The 18,676-nt window shown below is 72.0% G+C and carries 12 protein-coding genes; 10 read left to right on the top strand and 2 right to left on the bottom strand.

All coding sequences use genetic code 11. From position 1 onward, the window contains the following. The first annotated feature begins 322 nt into the window (after nucleotides 1–322). The 9 genes from ACFZAM_RS31045 (at nucleotide 323) to ACFZAM_RS31005 (ending at nucleotide 11,779) form a co-directional block, all read left to right on the top strand. Nucleotides 323–1,150: a peptidoglycan-binding protein gene (locus ACFZAM_RS31045; RefSeq protein WP_391050721.1), complete on the top strand. Its 828-nt coding sequence runs from the start codon at nucleotides 323–325 to the stop codon at nucleotides 1,148–1,150. Between the two features lie 414 nt (nucleotides 1,151–1,564). Beyond that, the gene (locus ACFZAM_RS31040) at nucleotides 1,565–3,745 is read left to right on the top strand and encodes a hypothetical protein (protein WP_391050720.1); all 2,181 of its coding nucleotides are present in this window, start codon (nucleotides 1,565–1,567) and stop codon (nucleotides 3,743–3,745) included. A 159-nt stretch (nucleotides 3,746–3,904) separates the two neighbouring features. Further along, on the top strand, nucleotides 3,905–5,506 hold the full coding sequence (gene pelF / locus ACFZAM_RS31035) for a GT4 family glycosyltransferase PelF (RefSeq protein ID WP_391050718.1): 1,602 nt from the start codon (nucleotides 3,905–3,907) through the stop codon (nucleotides 5,504–5,506). Then, entirely contained in the window at nucleotides 5,503–7,260 is a 1,758-nt protein-coding gene (locus ACFZAM_RS31030; RefSeq protein WP_391050716.1) for a hypothetical protein, read from the top strand. The genes pelF and ACFZAM_RS31030 overlap by 4 nt, the downstream gene beginning before the upstream one ends. Nucleotides 7,261–7,351: 91 nt before the next feature. Beyond that, nucleotides 7,352–8,353 carry a GDP-mannose 4,6-dehydratase gene (locus tag ACFZAM_RS31025; RefSeq protein ID WP_391050714.1) on the top strand — a complete coding sequence of 334 codons (1,002 nt, stop codon included), beginning with the start codon at nucleotides 7,352–7,354 and terminating at the stop codon, nucleotides 8,351–8,353. A gap of 89 nt (nucleotides 8,354–8,442) precedes the next feature. After that, nucleotides 8,443–9,156 (top strand): sugar phosphate nucleotidyltransferase, encoded by a 714-nt coding sequence (locus ACFZAM_RS31020; protein WP_355347729.1) that lies wholly within the window; start codon nucleotides 8,443–8,445, stop codon nucleotides 9,154–9,156. Nucleotides 9,157–9,162: 6 nt separating this feature from the next. Then, a complete protein-coding gene (locus ACFZAM_RS31015) occupies nucleotides 9,163–10,125 on the top strand; it encodes an NAD-dependent epimerase/dehydratase family protein (protein WP_391050711.1) in 963 nt (320 codons plus the stop codon). Next, nucleotides 10,122–10,808: a spherulation-specific family 4 protein gene (locus tag ACFZAM_RS31010; RefSeq protein WP_355347735.1), complete on the top strand. Its 687-nt coding sequence runs from the start codon at nucleotides 10,122–10,124 to the stop codon at nucleotides 10,806–10,808. The genes ACFZAM_RS31015 and ACFZAM_RS31010 overlap by 4 nt, the downstream gene beginning before the upstream one ends. Continuing rightward, nucleotides 10,805–11,779, top strand: coding sequence for an endo alpha-1,4 polygalactosaminidase (locus ACFZAM_RS31005; protein WP_391050709.1), 975 nt, complete (start codon nucleotides 10,805–10,807; stop codon nucleotides 11,777–11,779). Before ACFZAM_RS31010 ends, ACFZAM_RS31005 begins: the two co-directional genes overlap by 4 nt. 18 nt (nucleotides 11,780–11,797) lie before the next feature. On the opposite strand, the gene ACFZAM_RS31000 is transcribed toward ACFZAM_RS31005, so the two are convergent. Together ACFZAM_RS31000 and ACFZAM_RS30995 are read right to left on the bottom strand one after the other, a co-directional pair. Continuing rightward, nucleotides 11,798–14,428 (bottom strand): glutaminase domain-containing protein, encoded by a 2,631-nt coding sequence (locus ACFZAM_RS31000; RefSeq protein ID WP_391050707.1) that lies wholly within the window; start codon nucleotides 14,426–14,428, stop codon nucleotides 11,798–11,800. 62 nt (nucleotides 14,429–14,490) lie between these two features. Next, entirely contained in the window at nucleotides 14,491–16,935 is a 2,445-nt protein-coding gene (locus ACFZAM_RS30995; RefSeq protein WP_391050705.1) for an RICIN domain-containing protein, read from the bottom strand. Nucleotides 16,936–17,366: 431 nt separating this feature from the next. Here ACFZAM_RS30995 and ACFZAM_RS30990 point away from each other — a divergent pair, with 431 nt between their 5' ends. Next, on the top strand, nucleotides 17,367–18,458 hold the full coding sequence (locus tag ACFZAM_RS30990) for an ABC transporter substrate-binding protein (RefSeq protein WP_355347747.1): 1,092 nt from the start codon (nucleotides 17,367–17,369) through the stop codon (nucleotides 18,456–18,458). Nucleotides 18,459–18,676 lie beyond the last annotated feature (218 nt).

Genomic DNA, 18,676 nt, shown 5'->3' with positions numbered 1-18,676 from the left:
CCGCCGCCGCCGTCGATGTACTGAGCACCGCCGCCGTACCGCCGGTCGCCGGGCCGGACGCGCAGCAGAAACGATAATTCTGCCCCGTCGGGCCCGGCCGCGGGCGACAACCGTGGATCACGCACGGTGCCGCTGCGCCTGTTGATACGAAAGAGGGGACGCCGAGGGACCGGTTCGGCCCGTCGGCTCCCCGATGGCTCACCCTTGTCCGCGGATGTCAAGGCCCCCTTGGCGGGGCCACCTTGTTACCGCACCCTGGGGTGCGGAAGTTTTCGCGGGTGGGGATGATCCGGCAGTGGCGTGAGTGAAACCGGTGATGGACATGGAAGACGACAGGGCGGGGCGGCGGGCAGCGGACGGGGAGCGTCGGTACCGGCCGGACCGCGCGGCGACGGCGGTGGCGGCACCCGAGTCCCGAGGCGGCGGCCAGGAGCCGCCGGATGTGATCGACGTGGTGTTCCCCGTGCCGGGGGCCGAGGACACCGGCCGCGCGGCGGCCGCTGGACCCCGCGGCGGGCCCGCCCGACGTGAACGGCTGCGCGAGCGCCCGCTGTTGCTCGGCGCCGTGTCCATCGCCGCGGTCGCGGTGGCGGCGGTGGTCGCCTGGCAGGTGTGGCCGCAGTCGCCCGGCGCGACGGCGCCCGACCGGCCGGCTCCCCCGCCCTCCAGCACCCGGCCGCTGACCAGCGGCGGGATATCCGGCCACGCGGCCGGACCGCTGCCCTCGGCCGGCGGCCACACCGGCCGGGCCCCGGCCGCCGACGGCGATCCGACCCGTCGGGCCACGCCACCGGCCGGGCCGTCAGCGATGCCCGGAAGCGGAGCGGAAACCGGGACCGGGCACGGGAACGGCTCCCCCGCGCCGGGGTCGAGCGTGACCGGCGCGCCGCCCACCACCGCCCCCAGCGACTCCCCCGCGCCGAGCGCCACGGCCCCAACTCCCCGCACGCTCCAGGCGGGTGACACCGGATCGGATGTGACCGATCTTCAGCGGCTGCTGTTCGCGCAGGGAATCACCTATGTGTCGCCCACCGGGGTGTACGACGACGCCACCGTGCGCGGTGTGACGCAGATTCAGCGGGACCGCGGAATCACCTGTGACCCCACGGGTGTCTATGGCCCCTGCACTCGCGCCGCATTGGCCCCGTAACCGCTTTCCGCACGGTCTCGCCCCGGTACGCCCCCGCTGTGCGCCTTATACGCCCCGCGTATTCCCCTCGTTCTCCGGGAATTCGATTCGATCATTTTCCGGTCATTTTCCACCACGCGGACGATCGATCCTCACCACGGTCGAGAAAATCGCAAATCCGAGCGATGATTCATCATTCAGGTCGATAATCCTTTCGCGCCGTGCTCATGTCATTCAGTAAACTCGCAGGTGGGAAGGGTCGGGCAGGCGCGTCACGCCGTTCGGTTTCCCCTGCCTTCCGGCCACCTCCGCAGAATGGTCACAAGTCCTCCGCACCGTGCCCCACGATGGTCCCCGTAATTGCGGCCGGGATTCGGCCGCTGCCAGTAGGAAGACGCTGAGCCGATTCATGCCGTCTTCCGGGGGAGGAAAACTATGGGCAGAGCATTGCGTGCTGCCGCTCTGAGTTCAGCGGCGGTTCTCGTGGCCCTGGGGGTGGCACCGAGCGGGGCGCAGGCCGCGACACCGCCCCGTATCGATCTGAGGGTGCTGGTCGTCGACGACGGCGGACCGGCGACACAGGCCATCACCGCGGAACTCGACGGGGCGGGGACCCCGTACACGAGGATCGATCTCAACCAGGCGGGCCGGCCGACCATCAACGCCGCCTACCTCAGCGACACCGTGAGCGGCCGGGCACGCGCCAAGTTCCAGTCGGTGGTGCTGCCCAACGACAATCCGTTCGGGGCGGGTTCCGCCGAGATGGCCGCACTGGCGGCGTACGAGACGGACTTCGGCATCCGCCAGGTGGACGCGTACACTTACGCGCAGCCCGGCGTCGGGCTGAACTACGCGCAGGATCCGGGGTACATCGGCCAACTCGACGGCATTCAGGGCCAGGTGACGGCGCAAGGCACCGCGGGCGACTTCGGTTACCTCAAGGGCGCGGTGCCCTTCGAGGACAACGACCCGAACGTGGCCGAGAGTTACGGCTTCCTCGCGACGCCGCTGGCGACCCAGGCCGCCGGGGCGACCTTCACCACGCTGGTCGACGCGCCGATTCCGGACAGTTCGGCGCGCGGTGTGCTGGTCGGGCAGTACAACCACGACGGGCGCAGCGAGTTGGTGCTGCCATTCGTCTACAACCAGTACCAGCGGCAGTTCCGGCTGCTGGCGCGCGGGATCGTGGAGTGGATGACCCAGGGCATCCACCTCGGCGCCGACCGCAACTACTTCGAGGTGCAGGTCGACGACATCTTCCTGGCCGACGACCGGTGGAACACCACCCTCAACTGCACGCCCGGCGACGTGGACTGCCCGATCGGCACCGGTGAGGACACCGATCCGATCCGGATGACCGCGGCGGACGCGCAGTACGCCAAGCAGTGGTCGCAGGCGCACGGCCTCACCCTCGACTTCGTCTTCAACGGCGGCGGCAGCGAGGACTGGAAGGCCGACCACGACACCACCGTCGACCCGCTGGCCACCCAGCTCCTGGCCGACAAGAGCGCCTACCGCTGGGTCAACCACACGTATCTGCACCCCTTCCTCGGCTGTGTCCAGGACGTCAGCGTGGTGCCGTGGGTCTGCGGGACGGACGCCTCGGGGAATGTCCAGTGGGTCAGCAAGGCCGACATCACGGCCTCGGTGCAGGACAACCGCAACTGGGCCGCCTCGCACGGGCTGTCGCTGAACAACCAGGAGCTGGTGACCGGTGAGCACTCCGGGCTCAAGGTGCTGCCGCAGCAGCCGGTCGACAATCCGAACCTCGCGCCCGCGCTGACCCAGCTCGGCGTGAAGTACCTGGCCAGCGACAACTCCCGCGACCCGGGCCAGCGTCAGGTCGGTCCCGCGGTCACCGTGCCGCGCTTCCCGATGAACGTCTTCTACAACGCCGGTACGGCGCAGGAGGAGACCGACGAGTACAACTGGATCTACACCAGCTCCGCCCAGGGCGGCAGCGGCGCCTGCGCGACCTCGGGCAACTCCACCTGTCTGACCGCGCCGTTGGACACCGACACCGGCTACGCGTCGTACATCGTGCCGCTCGAGGCCAAGATCGACCTCGGGCACGTGCTGGGCAACAACCCGCGCCCGCACTTCATGCACCAGTCCAACCTCGCGGAGGGCCGCATCGCCTACCCGGTGCTGGAGCGCATCCTCAGCGACTACGCGTCGCTGTTCGCCGCCAGCACTCCGACCGTCAACCTGCGGACCTCGGACATCGCCACCGAGTTGCAGCGCAGGGCGGCGTGGGACACCGCGTGGAAGGGCGGCCAGGTGACCGCCTACCGGATCGGTGACGCGGTGACGGTCAACGCGCCGAGCGGTACGCAGATCACCGCGACGATGCCCGCCGGTACGCGACAGTCCCAACTGCTCGGCACGACCGCCTTCGGCACCTCCTACGCGGGCAAGGTGTCCGGCTGGACCACGCCCGGCGTGCTCCAGAGCAATGTGTCGCTGACGCTGCCGTCCGGCGCGGTGCCCGCGCTGGTCAACCTGAACGTCTCGCTCGGGCCGATCACGATCAAGGCTTCCGTCGGCCATCTGCCGGTGCCCAAGGGCGTCGCCAAGGCCGTGCCCGTGGGACCGGGCGACCACACCAGGAAGTAGCACCGGGAAGTGAACCACCCGCGGGCGGGGCGTGCTCGGCCCCGCCCGCGGTACCGGGGCGCCGCACGGTCACCGGCGCCCCGTGACACGAGAACGTCCAGGGGGGACACCATTTCCACGCACAGAATCTTCGGCGCAACGCCCTCGCGCACCGCGCGGGTGACGTTGCTGACCGAGGGCACGTATCCGCACAGCCCCGGCGGGGTCAGCGTGTGGTGCGACCAGTTGGTCCAGGGGATGCCGGACGTCGAATTCTCGGTGATCGCGGTGACGGGCACCGGCCGCGAGACCCCGGTCTGGCCGCTCCCGGCGCAGGTCACCGGGCTCGACGTGGTCCCGCTGTGGGGGCAGGCGCCGGAGGGCAGGGCGCCGCGCGGCCGGGACCGCCGCGCGTTCCTCGCGGTGTGGGAACGCTTTCTGCGGGCGCTGCTGCACGAGGACGGCGCGGACGAGCCGCCGGCCCGCGGCGGCCGGTCCGCGGCGCCCGACGAGGACTTCGGACCCGCGCTGTACGCGCTCGCCGGGTGGGCGGGCATGGGCGCGCTGTCGGCCGGGCTGCGCTCGGAGGAGGCGGTGCGGACGCTGATCCGGCTGTGGCGCCGCCCCGGTACGACCGTGTCGGCCGCGGTGCCGACCCAGGCCGACGCGCTCAGCGCCGTCGATCTGCTGGAGCACGCGCTGCGCCCGCTGGCCGTGGTACCGCCGCCGGGTCAGGTCGCGCACGCCGTCAGCGGCGGGCTGGCCACGCTGCCGGGACTGGTGGCGCACGAGCGGTACGACACTCCGCTGCTGCTCACCGAGCACGGCGTCTACCAGCGCGAACGCTATCTCGGCTACCGCACGGGCCCGTACCGCTGGCCGGTCAAGGCGCTGCTGCTCACCTTCTTCCGGCTGCTGTCGCGCGAGACGTACCGCAACAGCGCGCTGATCACGCCGGGCAACCGCTACAACCGGCGGTGGGAGGAGCACGGCGGGGCGGCGCCTGACCGGATCCGTACCGTCTACAACGGAGTCGATCCCGGGGCGTTCCCGATGGCCGGTCCCGAGCCGGAGGTGCCGACGCTCACCTGGGCGGGGCGGATCGACCCGATCAAGGACCTGGAGACGCTGATCCGCGCCTTCGCGCTGGTCAGGGCCGAGATACCCGCCGCGCGGCTGCGGATCTTCGGCGGCACTCCGCGCGGCGGCGAGGCGTACCGCGAGCGGTGCGAGGCACTGGCGGCGACGGTCGGCGCGGCCGACGCGGTCACCTTCGAGGGCCGGGTGGACGACATCCGCACCGCGTACGCGGCCGGGCAGGTCGTGATGCTCTCCAGCATCAGCGAGGGCTTCCCCTTCACCCTCATCGAGGCGATGTCCTGCGGGCGGTGCACCGTGTCGACCGATGTCGGCGGGGTACGGGAGGCCGTGGGCGACACCGGTCTCGTCGTGCCGCCGCGCGATCCGAAGGCGATGGCGCGGGCCGCGGTCGAGCTGCTGCGCGATCCGGCGCGGCGCACCTCGATGGGCTGGGAGGCGCGGCTGCGGGTCATCGACCAGTTCACGCTCCGTCAGACGATCGACGCCTTCCGGGGGATCTACACGGGACTGAGCCGGGTGGAGGACCGCGGCGCGCAGATCTACGGCGGTGTCACCTGGATGTCCCGTGTCTGGCGCGGGGGTTCAGCGGACGCCGAAGCTGATGGGCAGTCAACAGCCCTCGCTGAGAACGCCGATGACGCGACAGTCGTCGGTGTGCGGGCTGTCGGGGACGGCCGGTGAGCGGGCCGATGTCCCTGCTCAGCAGGGTCGCGGGCGGCGGTGTGGCCGCGCTGCCCGAGCTGCCGCGCCCGCGCCGGGTGCCGTCCTGGGCGGTCGGCGACCCGGTCGCGGAGCTGGCGGAGCGGCTGTCGGCGGCGTGCTCGGCGGCCGTGCACCCCGACGAGATCGCGGCGGTGCTGGAGTCCGAGGGGCTGACCGACGAGCAGATCACCGGCCGCTACGGGCACCCGGACCTGTTCTCGCTCGCGCGGGAGCTGTTCGAGACGGTGCCGCGGCGCTTCCCCGAGCCCGAACCCGCCGACGACCCGTGGCAGGTCGATGTGTGGCGCTGCGTACTGCGCGGGTTGACCTTCGCGCTGCCCGGCGTCGCCTATGTGCTCGGCGGGCGCTGGGCGGGCGGCGACGACGGGCCGTTCGGGGTGTCCCGCGCGGTCGCCGCGTGGGGCGCGGCGGCGCTGTGCGGGTGGGGCTGGAACCAGGCGCTCGCGCACCGCGCGCACCTGCACCTGCTCGCCCAGCGCCCGCGGGCCGCCGCGCGCTGCCTGGTCACCGGCGCGGCGGTCGGGGTCTGCCTGGCCGGCGCCGCCGCCGCGGCCGTCGCGGGCCCCGGCCATCTCTCCGCCCTCGCCTTCGCGGCCGGCCAGTCGGTGTACGTCGCGTCCGCGACCGTCCTGCTCGTGCTCGGCCGCGAGCGCTCCCTCCTCTACGTCCTGACGCCGCTCGCCGTCGCGGTCGCCTGCGGGGCCGGCGGCCTGCCGTCGCCCGCGGTCGCCGCCGTCCTGGTCGCCACCGCGGCGGCGGCCGGCGGGGCGGCCCTCGCCACCGCGCTGCGCACCGCCCTGACCGGCGAGCCGCCCGAGCGCGGGCCCGCCAAGCCGCCGCGCGCGCCCTGGCGCGAGCGTGTACGCGCCGACCGCGGCGCCCAACTGCGCGCCCGCGCAAGCCGGTTCGGCCGCGGGCCCACCATGACGGGTACGGACACCCCCACCACACCCGGCCGATTCGGCCGCAGTCGCGCCAAGACCGGCACGGACACCCGCACCACACCCGGCCGATTCGCCCGCACCACACCCGGCCGATTCGGCCGCAGGGCAGCCGGACCCGGCACGGACACCCGCACCGGGCTCGTCTCCTCGCTCCGGACCCTGCCGGAGGCGGCCCGGCTGCTGTGGCGGGCCGACGACGGCGTCACCGACGCCAAGGGCCTGTCGCCGTATCTGTCACTGCCGCACGGGATGGCGGGGCTCGCGGGCGGCGCGCTGGTGGTCGCGGCGGCGCTCACCGGGGAGTTCGTGGCCGCGCTCACGGTGAGCATGGGCGTCGCCGAATGGCTGCTCTTCCGCTTCCGCAGCCGGTGTCTGACCGCTCTGCGCGGGACGACCGTGCACGAGCGGCTGCTCGCCAGGTCGTGGCGCGTGCTGGCGGGCTGTCTCGCGCTCTACGCCGTCGCGCTGGCCGCGCTCGCGGCCGTCGAGGCGGCGGTCGTGCCCGGCGCCGCCGCCTGGAACCCGGCGCACCTGTCGGTGCTGCTGGCCCTCGGCGGCACGCTGTGGCTGTCGCTGCTCCTCCAGTCCTGCGGCCGGGCGTGGACGGGGAGTTACGTGCTCGCCGCCGCCGTCCTGACGGCGGTCGTGCTGCTGGCGGCGCACACCGCGACGGCCGGGACCGTACTCGGCCTGGTCTGCGCGGGAGCCGCCGCCGTCCTGCTCACGTCGGCCTTCACGATGACCGGCCGCGTGACCACCCACCGCTGACCCCGCGTCCGCGGCGCGCACACCCGCGCCTCACACCACCGACCTCCGACCACACCACTCCAACCGACCCTCCGCAGAAGGAGATTCATCCGTGTCCACCGAGACACCCGTCGCCGTCACCGGCGCGGAAGGCTTCATCGGCTCGCACCTCGTGGAGGCGCTGGTCGCCTCCGGGCGCCGCGTCCGCGCGATGGTGCAGTACAACTCGTTCTCGTCCCACGGCTGGCTCGAAGTGCTCCCGCCCGACGTACTGGACCGGGTCGAGGTGGTCCTCGGCGACGTCCGCGACTCCGGTTCCGTACGGGATCTGGTCGCCGACAGCGACACCGTCTACCACCTGGCCGCGCTGATCGCGATCCCGTACTCGTACCGCGCGCCGCGCAGCTACGTGGACACCAATGTGTCCGGCACCCTCAACGTCCTCGAAGCCGTAAGGGAGTTCGGCGTCCCGCGGCTGGTGCACACCTCCACCAGCGAGACGTACGGCACCGCGCGGACCGTGCCGATCACCGAGGACCACCCGATCGTCACGCAGTCGCCGTACGCCGCGTCGAAGGCGGGCGGGGACCGGCTGGCGGACAGCTACCACGCCAGCTTCGAGACGCCGGTGGTGACACTCCGGCCGTTCAACACCTTCGGGCCGCGGCAGTCGATGCGCGCGGTGATCCCGACGGTGATCGGCCAGGTCGCGGCGGGCGAGCGGGAGGTGACGCTCGGGGACCTGCGGCCGACCAGGGACTTCAGCTACGTCAAGGACACCGCCGCGGCCTTCGTCGCGGTCGGCACCGCGCCCGCCGAGAAGGTGGTCGGCCGGACCTTCAACGCCGGTACGGGCGGCGAGATCTCGGTCGGCGACCTGGTGCGGCTGATCGGCAAGCTGATGGACACCGAGCTGCTGGTGCGCGAGGACGCGCAGCGGCTGCGGCCCGCCGGTTCCGAGGTCATGCGGCTGGTCTGCGACGCGACCCGGCTGCGCGAGGCCACCGGCTGGCGACCGGCCCACAGCCTGGAGGACGGGCTGGCGCACACCATCGACTTCTTCCGCGACCCGGCCCACCTGGCCCGTTACAAGACCACCGCGTACAACGTCTGACGCCGCCTCATCAGCGCCGTGCCGGGCACCTGTTGACCACTCTCATCGCAGCAGAGAACCGCTGACATCCAACCGCAGGGGGGACCACCATGCACGCAGTCATTCTCGCCGGGGGCAAAGGCGTGAGGCTCCGGCCGTACACCACCGCACTGCCCAAGCCACTGGTGCCGATCGGCGACAGCCACGCGATCCTGGAGATCGTGATGCGCCAGCTCGCGGGCTTCGGCTTCCGCCGCTGCACCATCGCCATCGGCCACCTCGGCAACATCATCCGCGCGTACGTCGGGGACGGCTCCCAGTGGGGCATCGAGGTCGACTACGTGACCGAGGACAGTCCGCTGGGCACGATGGGGCCGCTGCTCACGATGATCGACCAACTCCCCGAACACTTCCTGGTGATGAACGGCGACGTACTCACCGACCTAGACTTCTCCGCCGTCCTCGACCAGCACCGGGGCACGGGCGCGCCGCTCACCATCGCCACCTACGCCCGTACCGTGAACATCGACTTCGGGGTGCTCAGCACCGACGACGGGCGGGTGGTCGCCTTCACCGAGAAGCCGAGCATGGACTACCGGGTGTCGATGGGGGTGTACGGGGTCTCCCGGAGCACGCTCCTGCGCTACACCCCCGGTCTGCCGCTGGGCTTCGACGAGGTGGTGCTCGATCTGCTGGCCGCGGGTGCGCAGCCGCGGGCCTTCGACTTCGACGGCTACTGGCTCGACATCGGCCGCCCCGACGACTACGACCGGGCGAACGCCGAATTCAGCAGCCGTCGCGGCCTGTTGCTCAAGGGGGCGTGAGGGGCCATGACGCGGACGCGGATTCTCGTACTGGGCTGTGGCGGTTTCCTGGGCTCCCGGGTGACCGCGCGGCTCCAGCGGACGCCCGGTGCGCGGATCCTGCGCGGCGGGCGGGGCGCGGGGGACGGTGCCAAGGGCGGTACGCGGGGCGGTCCGAAGGGCGGCGCCGGACTCGATCTGGCGGCCGACCTGGCGACCGTGCCGGTCGATGTCCTGGCCCGCCAGCTCGCCGCGCTGGCCCCCGACGCGGTGGTCGACTGCGCGGGCGTGGTGGCGGGCCGCGCGAGCGCGCTGTGCGCGACCAACGCGCGGGGGCCGGCCGCGCTGTGCGAGGCGATGGCGCTCGCCACGCCGTCGGCGCGGCTGGTGCACCTGGGCTCGGCGGCCGAGTACGGACCGGCGGAGCCCGGCGCCGCACTGGCGGAGTCGGCGCCCGCCCGGCCGGAGGGCGTCTACGGGGCGGCCAAGCTCGCGGGCACCCTCGCCGTGACCGGCTCGGGCCTGGACGCGGTGGTGCTGCGGGTCTTCAACCCGGTCGGCGCGGGCTCGCCGACCTCCGGGCTGCCCGGCAGGCTGGCCGCCGCCTTCCGCGAGGCGCCGCGCGAAGGGGTGGTGCGCACCGGCAGCCTGGCCGCGTACCGCGACTTCGTCGCCGCGGACGACGTGGCGGACGCGGTGGCCCTCGCGGTGGCCGCGCCCGGCTCGGTGCCGCCCGTGGTCAACATCGGCTCGGGCAAGGCGACCCAAGTGCGCACGCTGGCGGCGGAGTTGGCCTCCGTCAGCGGCTTCACCGGCCGGCTGGAGGAATCGGGGCGGGGCTCGGAGCGCTCGGCCGGGGTGTCCTGGCACCAGGCGGACATCACGCTCGCGGCGTACGCGCTGGGCTGGCAGCCCACGCGGACGCTGCGGGACGCGCTCACCGCCCTGTGGGCGGCGGTGCCGGGCGAGCCGGTCAGGATCTCACCGTGAGCCATGGCTCCCCCGCGCCCTCCGCGGGCTCGCTGCTCGTGCCGCTGTACGTCCACCCGGCGGTGGACCCGGCCGCGTGGCGGGCCCTGGAGGACGCGGCACCGGCCCTGTACGGGGTGGTGCTCAACGCCGCGGACGGTCCCGGCGACCGGCCGGACCCGGTGTACACGCTCGCCGCGCGGCGGTTGCGGGAGGCCGGGGCGCCGGTGCTCGGCTATGTCGACACCGACTACGCGGCCCGCCCGGCGCACACGGTCTACCGCGATCTGCGCAGGCACCGGGCCTGGTACGCCACCGACGGCGTGTTCTTCGACCGGGTGGCGTCCGACGCGCGGCGGATCCCGTACTACCGGTGGCTGGCCAGGACGGCCCGGCTCTGCGGGGCGCGGACGGTGGTGTTCAATCCAGGGGTGCACCCCGATCCCGGCTACGCCCGTCTCTGCGACCTGCTCGTGACCTTCGAGGGGACCTGGGACGACTACCAGGGCGCGGGCGTGCCGCGCTGGACGGCCGGGCATCCGGCCGAACGGTTCTGCCATCTGGTGTACGGGGTGCCCGACGGTCTCGCGGGGCGGGCGGCCCGGCTGGCGGCGCTGCGCGGTGCGGCCGTGCGCTGCGCGGTCCCCGGTCTGCCGCCCAATCCGTGGCGGACCGCGCCCGTCCCGATCGGAGGAAACGTATGACCGCCCGCCGTAAGGCGCTGAATCTCACCGTGCGCACGGTGACCGCCGCCCTGCTGCTCGTGCTGGCGGCCTGCTCGTCGTCGGGCGACGGGGACGGGGACGGTGGCGGAGGTGGAGGTGGAGGTACGGACGGCGGGGGCACGGCGGGCAGCAGTCCCTCGGTGACCGCGTCCGGCCCCGCGAAGGGCGCCGCGTCGAGCCCCGCCACGACCGGCCCGGCGAGCGCCCCGGAAGGTACGCCCACGCACGCGGCGACCGGGCGGGGCGCGCCCGCGTACTGGCATCCGCGCGCCCGCACTCCCTGGCAGTGGCAGCTCAGCGGCACGGTCGACACCTCGGTGGACGTACCGGTCTACGACATCGACGGCTTCGAGAACGGCGCCGAGGTGGTCAGGAAGCTGCACGCGGCCGGGCGCAAGGTGATCTGCTACATCAACGTCGGGGCGTGGGAGTCCTTCCGCCCCGACAGCGGGAAATTCCCCGCGTCGGTGCGCGGCGAGGGCGACGGCTGGGACGGCGAACGCTGGCTGGACATCCGCCGGGTGGACGTCCTGCGCCCGCTGATGGCCGCCCGCTTCGACATGTGCCGCGAGAAGGGCTTCGACGCGGTGGAGCCCGACCTGATGGACGGCTACGCGAACACCACCGGCTTTCCGCTGACGGCCGCTCAGCAGATCACGTACAACCGGATGATCGCCGACCTGGCGCACGAGCGTGGGCTGGCCGTCGGTCTGAAGAACGACGTCGGCCAGGTGGCCACGCTCGTGCGGTACTTCGACTTCGCGGTCAACGAGGAGTGCGCGCAGTACGACGAGTGTGCGCAGATGGCGCCGTTCATCGCGGCGGACAAGCCGGTCTTCCATGTCGAGTACAAGCTGAAGACCGGTCAGTTCTGCTCTCAGGCGAGAAAGTTGGGGCTCAGTTCGATGGTGAAGCACCTTTCGCTGGACGCGTGGCGGGATCCCTGCTGAGCGGTCGGGCGAGGGCGCTCAGATCATCCGCCACAGGTGGTCGGCGCTGCCGTTGTCGGTCCACTGGGTGACCTGGGCGGCGTCGGCCTGGGACATGCCGTCGACCGCGAGGACCTTGCCCGAGCGGACGTTGACGATCTTCCTCCAGCCGTCGCCGTTGTCGACGATCCGCCACAGGTGGTCGGGTGTTCCGTTGTCCTGGTACTGCTGGACGTGGGCGCCGTCGTCGAGGCTCTGGTCGTGGACGGCGAGCGCTTTGCCGCTGTTGCGGTTGATGATGCGTACGGTGCCGTCGCCGTTGTCGAGCACGGTCCAGACGTGGTCGGCGGTGCCGTTGTCGGCGTACTGGGTGACCTCGGCGGTGTCGGCGCGGGACATGCCGGAGACGGCGAGCACCTTGCCGGAGTTGCGGTTCTGGATCCGGCACCACACCACGGTGGACGCGGCGGGTTTCAGGAGCAGGGCCAGCGCGCCGCCCACCACCGGGCGGGCCTGGAAGCCGCGTTGGGCGGCGCTGGCCACGGTGTACCAGTCGCTGAACGGGACGCGCTGTCCGGTGGTGTCGGCGTAGGCGTAGACGCCGTTGACGAGCAGGTCGCGGACGCGGGGCCGGTCGGCGAGCCAGGCCGCCGTCCACAGTTCCCAGTCGGCCTTGGTGTAGTCGTTGCGCGGGTCGAGTTCGATGCCGTAGGTGCCGGCGTGGGAGGCGTACCAGTTGGCCTCCTGTTCGGCGAAGCCGACCGGGACCAGGTCGAGGCCGAGCAGCCGGTCGGGGAAGCCGTTGTACTTCAGGCTCCAGGTGCCGTCCTGGTCGTAGGCCAGTTTGAGGTGGGTGCCGGAGGAGTCCTGGGCGAGGGTGGTCCACTGGCTGAGGTAGCCGCGGGAGACCGAGCGGTAGCGGGCGGCGTCCGCGGTGTTGCCGGTGGCGGCGGCGATGACGCCCATCGCGCCGATGCCGACCATGCCCTTGAGCGCGAGGTTGGCGCTGTGCGCGATGAAGCCGGTGAAGTCGTCGGTCTGGTTCTGGTAGCCGGGGTCGAGGGTGTTGGCGACCAGGTACTCGGCCCAGCGGCGCAGCACCGCGTAGTGGGCGGCGGCGTATGACGCGCCGTCAGCGGTGGGCAGCCGCTGGACGATCGCCGCGACCATGATGAGCATGTTCGCGGACTCCTCGACCGGCATGCTCTCCTCGTTGCCGTCGGCGCGGCCGAAGGCGTTGGGGTAGGTGCCGAGGTCGTGCGGTGCGAAGTCCTGTGACCAGCCGCCGTGTTCGACGTAGTGGAAGAGCGGTTCGAGCACCAGTCGCAGGTAGGCCGGGGAGAGGTAGAGGTAGGCGGGGAAGGCGGGGTAGATCACGTCGACGGTGGACATGTCGCCGTTGGAGGAGATCTCCTTCAAGAACGCCCAGGGGCCGCCGTCGCGGTCGACCAGTTCGGTGCCCGCGACGGCCTGGCGCAGCGCGAGGGCGCAGACGGCGGCGTAGTGGTCGCCGGTGCTTCCGCCGCCGGCCGCGGTGACCGCGTCGTCGTGGATCTTCTGGTCGAGGGCGGTCGCGGCGGTCAGCGCGGCGCCGCGGTCGGCGTCGAACCAGTCCACCATGGCGGTCCAGGAGCTCCAGTAGTGCGTCCACCAGGGCTGGAGTTGTGCGCCGAGGTGGGTGACGGCGGGGGTGCGGACATGGCCGAGGACGACGGTGAACTCCGCCGACGGTGTACCGGAGTCGACGGTGCCGAAGTCCCGGTTGAGGCCGAGCACCGGCCATCGGTCGTTGATCGCGCGCGGCTTGGCGGTGTCCACCGAGCCGTCGAGCCGCCCGGTGGCCGCCGAGGCCGCGCGCACCACGGTGTCCTGGCCGATCTGATGGGTCACCGCGCCGCCGGTGGCGGTGGCCAGCACGAGCCGTCCCCAGGACGCCTGGTCGCCGCTCTCCTGAAGGACGCCCGGGGTGGCGGGTTCCGCGCTGAGCACGGTCATCCGGCCGGTGGTCGTACGGTCCCACGTGATGGGCGTGGCGACGTTGTTGTGCACCCACTCGCCGGAGGCATCGAGGTGGACGTCCACGGTGTGGGAGCGGCCGTCGTTGCTCGCGGCCCGCACGGTGACGTAGCTGAGCGGTACGCACTGGCGCTGGAGATCGCCGACATCGACGGGTGAGAAGAAGGTGACGGTGAGCGTCACGCCGCCGCCGCTGAGCTGGTAGACCGAGCGGGTGGCGGTGAGTTGCAGCGACACCTGCTGCATGGTGGTGAGCGCGGGGCCGCCGGGCAGCGCGGGGTTGCCGAGGAAGACGTACGCGGCGCCGTCGATCCGGGCGAGACCGCACAGCGCGGTGACGTGGCCGGTCCAGAAGGCGGGCCAGGTCCCCGCGAGGTTGTCGGCGGGCAGCCAGGTCGACAGGTACGGCGAGCGGACGGCCAGCGGTACGGCGGGCGGGCGCAGCGGGCTGAAGGTGGAGGCCGCCGCCTGGGCGGCGTGCGGGGCCGCGCCCGGAACGGCCGTCGCGGTGACGGCGTTCGCTGTGGCGGCTTGTGCGGGCACGGCGGCGAGCCAGCCGCCGGTGGCCGCGGCGGCGGTCAACGCGCCGCTCCAGCGCAGGAGTTCGCGGCGTCCGGGGCGGGCGTGCGGGGTCGCGGAGTCGTCGGAGGTCACGGGAGTCCGTCCTCAGAGGTGGGGGGAAGGAGAGCGGAGCGGGGGTGGGGGGAGCCGGGGGCTCAGCGCAGTTGCCACAGGTGGTCGGCGGTGCCGTTGTCGTCGTACTGCACGACCGGCGCGCTGTTGGCCGTCGACATCAGGTCGACGCCGAGCACCTTTCCCGAGTTCTTGTTGCGGATGCGGTACCAGCCGTCGCCGTTGGCCACGAGCTGCCACAGGTGGTCGGCGGTCCCGTTGTCGTCGAACTGCACCACCTGGGCGCTGTTCGCGGTCGACATCAGGTCCACGCCCAGCATCTTCTGCGAGTTGAGGTTGCGGATGCGGTACCAGCCGTCGCCGTTGTCGACGAGCTGCCACAGGTGGTCGGCGGTGCCGTTGTCGTCGAACTGCACGACGTGGGCGCTGTTCGCGGTCGACATCAGGTCGACGCCCATGACCTTGTTGGAGTTCTTGTTCCAGATCCTCAGGTAGTCGCCTGCCGGTGCCCACGGGGTGCCGTTGGGAGTGGCGGTGGGGAAGGCGGAGATCCGCAGCCGGGCGGCGCCCATCGGGATCAGCGTGACGGTCTCGACGGCCGCGGTGCTGCGGGCCGGGCTGGTCTGGAGCGGGTTGACGACCTGCTGTCCGTCCGCCTTCCACTCGGCGATACGGCGGGCGGGCACGGTGATCCGTACCGGCGTGCCGTCGTGCGTGAAGGGGTTGGCGGCCAGCGAGCCGCCCGACTTGGTGAAGGACGGGGACCCGGAGTCGAGCGCGAGCCCGTAGTTCCAGGGCGTGGTGGCGTGCACCTCGTACTCGGGGAACTCGGCGTTGCCCGCGTACCGCACGTAGTTCTCACCGATGTTCAGCGCGTACGTGAGCGGTCCGTGGTCGACGGAGACGGCGCCGTGGTTGGCGGACCAGGTGCGGACGGTGGTCTGCTGCGGGAGCTGGACGGTGACGGTGTCCCCGCTGTTCCAGGTGCGGCTGATCTTGGTGAAGGCGGGTCCCGAAGGGGCGCTGACCGCTTGGCCGTTGACGGTGACGCGCGGGGCGGAGCACCAGCCGGGGACCCGCAGGTACAGCGGGAAGGCCAGTGCGCGCGGTGCGGTGATCCTGAGCGTGACCGTGTCCGCGAAGGGGTAGTCGGTGGTCTCGGTGATGGTGACCGAGGTGCCGTCGGCGACCTTGGCCGTGACGCTGCTCGGTGCGTACATCGCGGCGGCCAGGCCGTTGTCGGGGGTGGCGAGCCACAGCTCCTCGGTGAAGTACGGCCAGCCCATGCCGTAGTTGTGCGGGCAGCAGCGGTACTGGTCGACGCCCGGCTGGAAGGACTGCATGGCGAAGCCGTTCTGGAACTGCCCTTGCGTCTTCGGGGTGTTGTTCAGATCGACGCTGTTGGCGCTGGTGATGTAGTGCACGCCCTTGCCCGCCGGGTCGAGGGCCGCGGGCAGTGAGTTGAAGGCCAGGTCCTCGCAGCGGTCGGCCCACAGCGGGTCGCCGGTGATCCGGGCCAGCAACTGGTGGCTGGCCATGAACTCCACGATGCCGCAGGTCTCGAAGCCCTGCCGGGGGTCGCCGAAGCCGGGTCTGGCGTTCTCGTCGCCCGCGAAGCCGCCGCCGGGGAACTGCCCGTAGGCGGACATCACCGCGGTGTAGTTCTGGTAGGCGGCCTGGGTGAGGGCGTTGGACGGCGAGCGGAGCGCGTACTGCGCCGGTTCCCTGAAGCCCTGGGCGATGTTGACGTTGTGCAGCGACGGGAGGTTGTTGACCCAGTTGGCGCCGCCCGCGTGGATCTTGTCGGCGAGGTCGAGCAGGTAACTCTCGCCGGTGCGGTTGTAGAGCCAGAAGACGCTGTCCAGGCCGTCGCCCCAACGCACCGACACCCAGCTCTGGTTGAAGGCACCGGGGCCCTGGGCGTTCATGTAGCGGAAGAAGGCGGACAGCAGCGGGATGATCCTGGTGTCCCCGCTGTACTCCTGCCAGTTGCGCAGTGCCCAGGTCAGCGGCAGGAACGGCCAGAAGTCGGGGCCGCCGCCGAGCGAGGTGCGCAGGGCCGTCGGGCCGAAGAAGCCGTCGGACTGCCGGGTGGCCACGATGGCGTCGATCCAGCGGCGTACGGCGGCCAGCGCGGTGGCGTCCTGGGTGAGCACGGCGAGGTCGACATAGCCGCGCAGCCAGTACGGCACTTCCTCCCAGCCGGCGCGGTCGGGGTGCGCCCAGCCGCTGTTGTCCATGGCGAGAAAGTGCGAGATGTCGGCGTACCGGCCGCACAGACCGGCGAGTTGGAGGCGCAGTTGGCCGTCGAGCCAGCCGCGCGCGGTGACGGCGCCGGGCGGCAGCCGCAGGAAGGCGGTGGGGGCCAGCGGTGCGGCGTTCGGCGCGTAGAGGCCGCCGCGGGCGGGGGCGACGCGGGCCGCGGCGGGGGTGGGGGCGGCCTGGGCGCCGCCCGCGAACCGCAGTTGGAGCCCTGCGGTGCCGGCGGCGAGTGCGGTGAGTGCGAACTGACGACGGTTCAGGGGCATGGGGGGTGGCTCCTGGTGGCTTCGGGTGGGGCGCTGCGGGGGCGCGAACCCTGGCGGCGACGGTCCTTCCAACGTTGGAAACGGCGGTGCCACCCGGAATGACAGCACGCAGGGATGGGCATGTCCAGAGCAGCGACAGAAGTCGTACGGGCCTGTCGGGGTTGTTGCCTGAGCACGGATCACAGCGGTGGGAAGCATTTTGGAAACATCGGGAACGACGGGTTGTCGAGGTGCCGCCGCGCGTATATAACGTTGTAAAGCCGAGGGAGGGAACGGGCGTTCCCACCCCCGGAGCGCCGCCATCTCCGCACGTCATACCGCCTCCTCGGGGAGCCCGGACCGGGCCCCGGAAGCGCACCCGCCCCGGCACGGAGCCGGACCCACGTACGACTCGACGGCCGCTGCCGTCGCGACCAAGGAGTGTCGTGAGCATGACGAACCACAGAACCCGCGCACTGGCCGCCACCTGTCTGCTGCTGGCCACCGCAGGGCTGGCCGCCACCGGCTGCTCCAAGTCGGAGTCCAGCGACAAGGGTGCCTCCCCCTCCGGCTCGGACCAGGCGGCGCAGCAGCAGGTCACCACGGACCCGACGGCGTCCGGCGCGGGCTGCACCCTGACGGCGTACGGCGCCCCCAAGCTCGACCTGAAGAACGCGGTGGTGGGCTTCTCCCAGTCGGAGAAGGAGGACAACCCGTTCCGTATCGCCGAGACCCAGTCCATCAAGGACGAGGCCGCCAAGCTCGGCGTGAAGAAGCTGCTGACCACCGACGCGCAGTCCCAACTCCCCAAGCAGATCAGCGACATCCAGGACATGCTCGCGCAGGGCGCGCAGCTCCTGATCGTCGCGCCGCTCAACTCCGACGGCCTGGACCCGGCGCTGAAGGCCGCCGCCGCCAAGCACGTGCCGGTGATCACCATCGACCGGAAGATCAACGCCACGTCCTGCAAGGACTACGTCACCTTCCTCGGCTCGGACTTCGTCGAGCAGGGCAAGCGCGCGGCGGACGCCATGATCAAGGCCACCGGCGGCAAGGGCCAGGTCGCGATCCTGCTCGGCTCCTCGGGCAACAACGTGACCACCGACCGCACCAAGGGCTTCGTGGACGAGATCGCCGCCAAGGCGCCCGGCCTGAAGGTCGTCGCTCAGCAGACCGGTGACTTCACCCGTGACAAGGGCCAGCAGGTCATGGAGCAGCTCATCCAGTCCAAGCCGGGCATCACCGCGGTCTACGCGGAGAACGACGAGATGGGCCTCGGCGCGGTCACCGCGCTCAAGAGCGCGGGCAAGAACCCGGGCAAGGACGTCAAGGTCGTCTCGGTCGACGGCACCCGCAACGCCGTGCAGGCGATCGTCAACGGCACGTACAACGCGGTGATCGAGTCCAACCCGCGCTTCGGCCCGCTGGCCTTCGCCACCGCGCAGAAGTTCTACAGCGGCGAGGCGATCCCGGAGAACGTCATCATCTCGGACCGCGCCTACGACGAGTCCAACGCCAAGGCGTCGGTCGGCGGGGCGTTCTGACCCTCGGTCAGGAGGAATCGGTCGCGCGGCTCCCCCCGCGCCACCCCTCGGACAGGCGTACGGCGGGGTGCCTCCCCGCCGTACGCCGCACCATCGGCGGGTCGGCCCGCCGGGCTGTCGAGCCGGTGGGGGCGCCTGTAGCCCGTACGACCACAGGGCCGCCGCCTGCCGGCCAGCTCCACCCGTAAGAGCGCGCCCCACCCGTAGAGCCCGCCCAG

The sequence above is a fragment of the Streptomyces sp. NPDC008079 genome (genome assembly GCF_042957385.1).
Taxonomy (GTDB): Bacteria; Actinomycetota; Actinomycetes; order Streptomycetales; family Streptomycetaceae; genus Actinacidiphila.
Note: the sequence above shows the minus strand (reverse complement) of the source record. Positions and strands in the feature narration are given on the sequence as shown.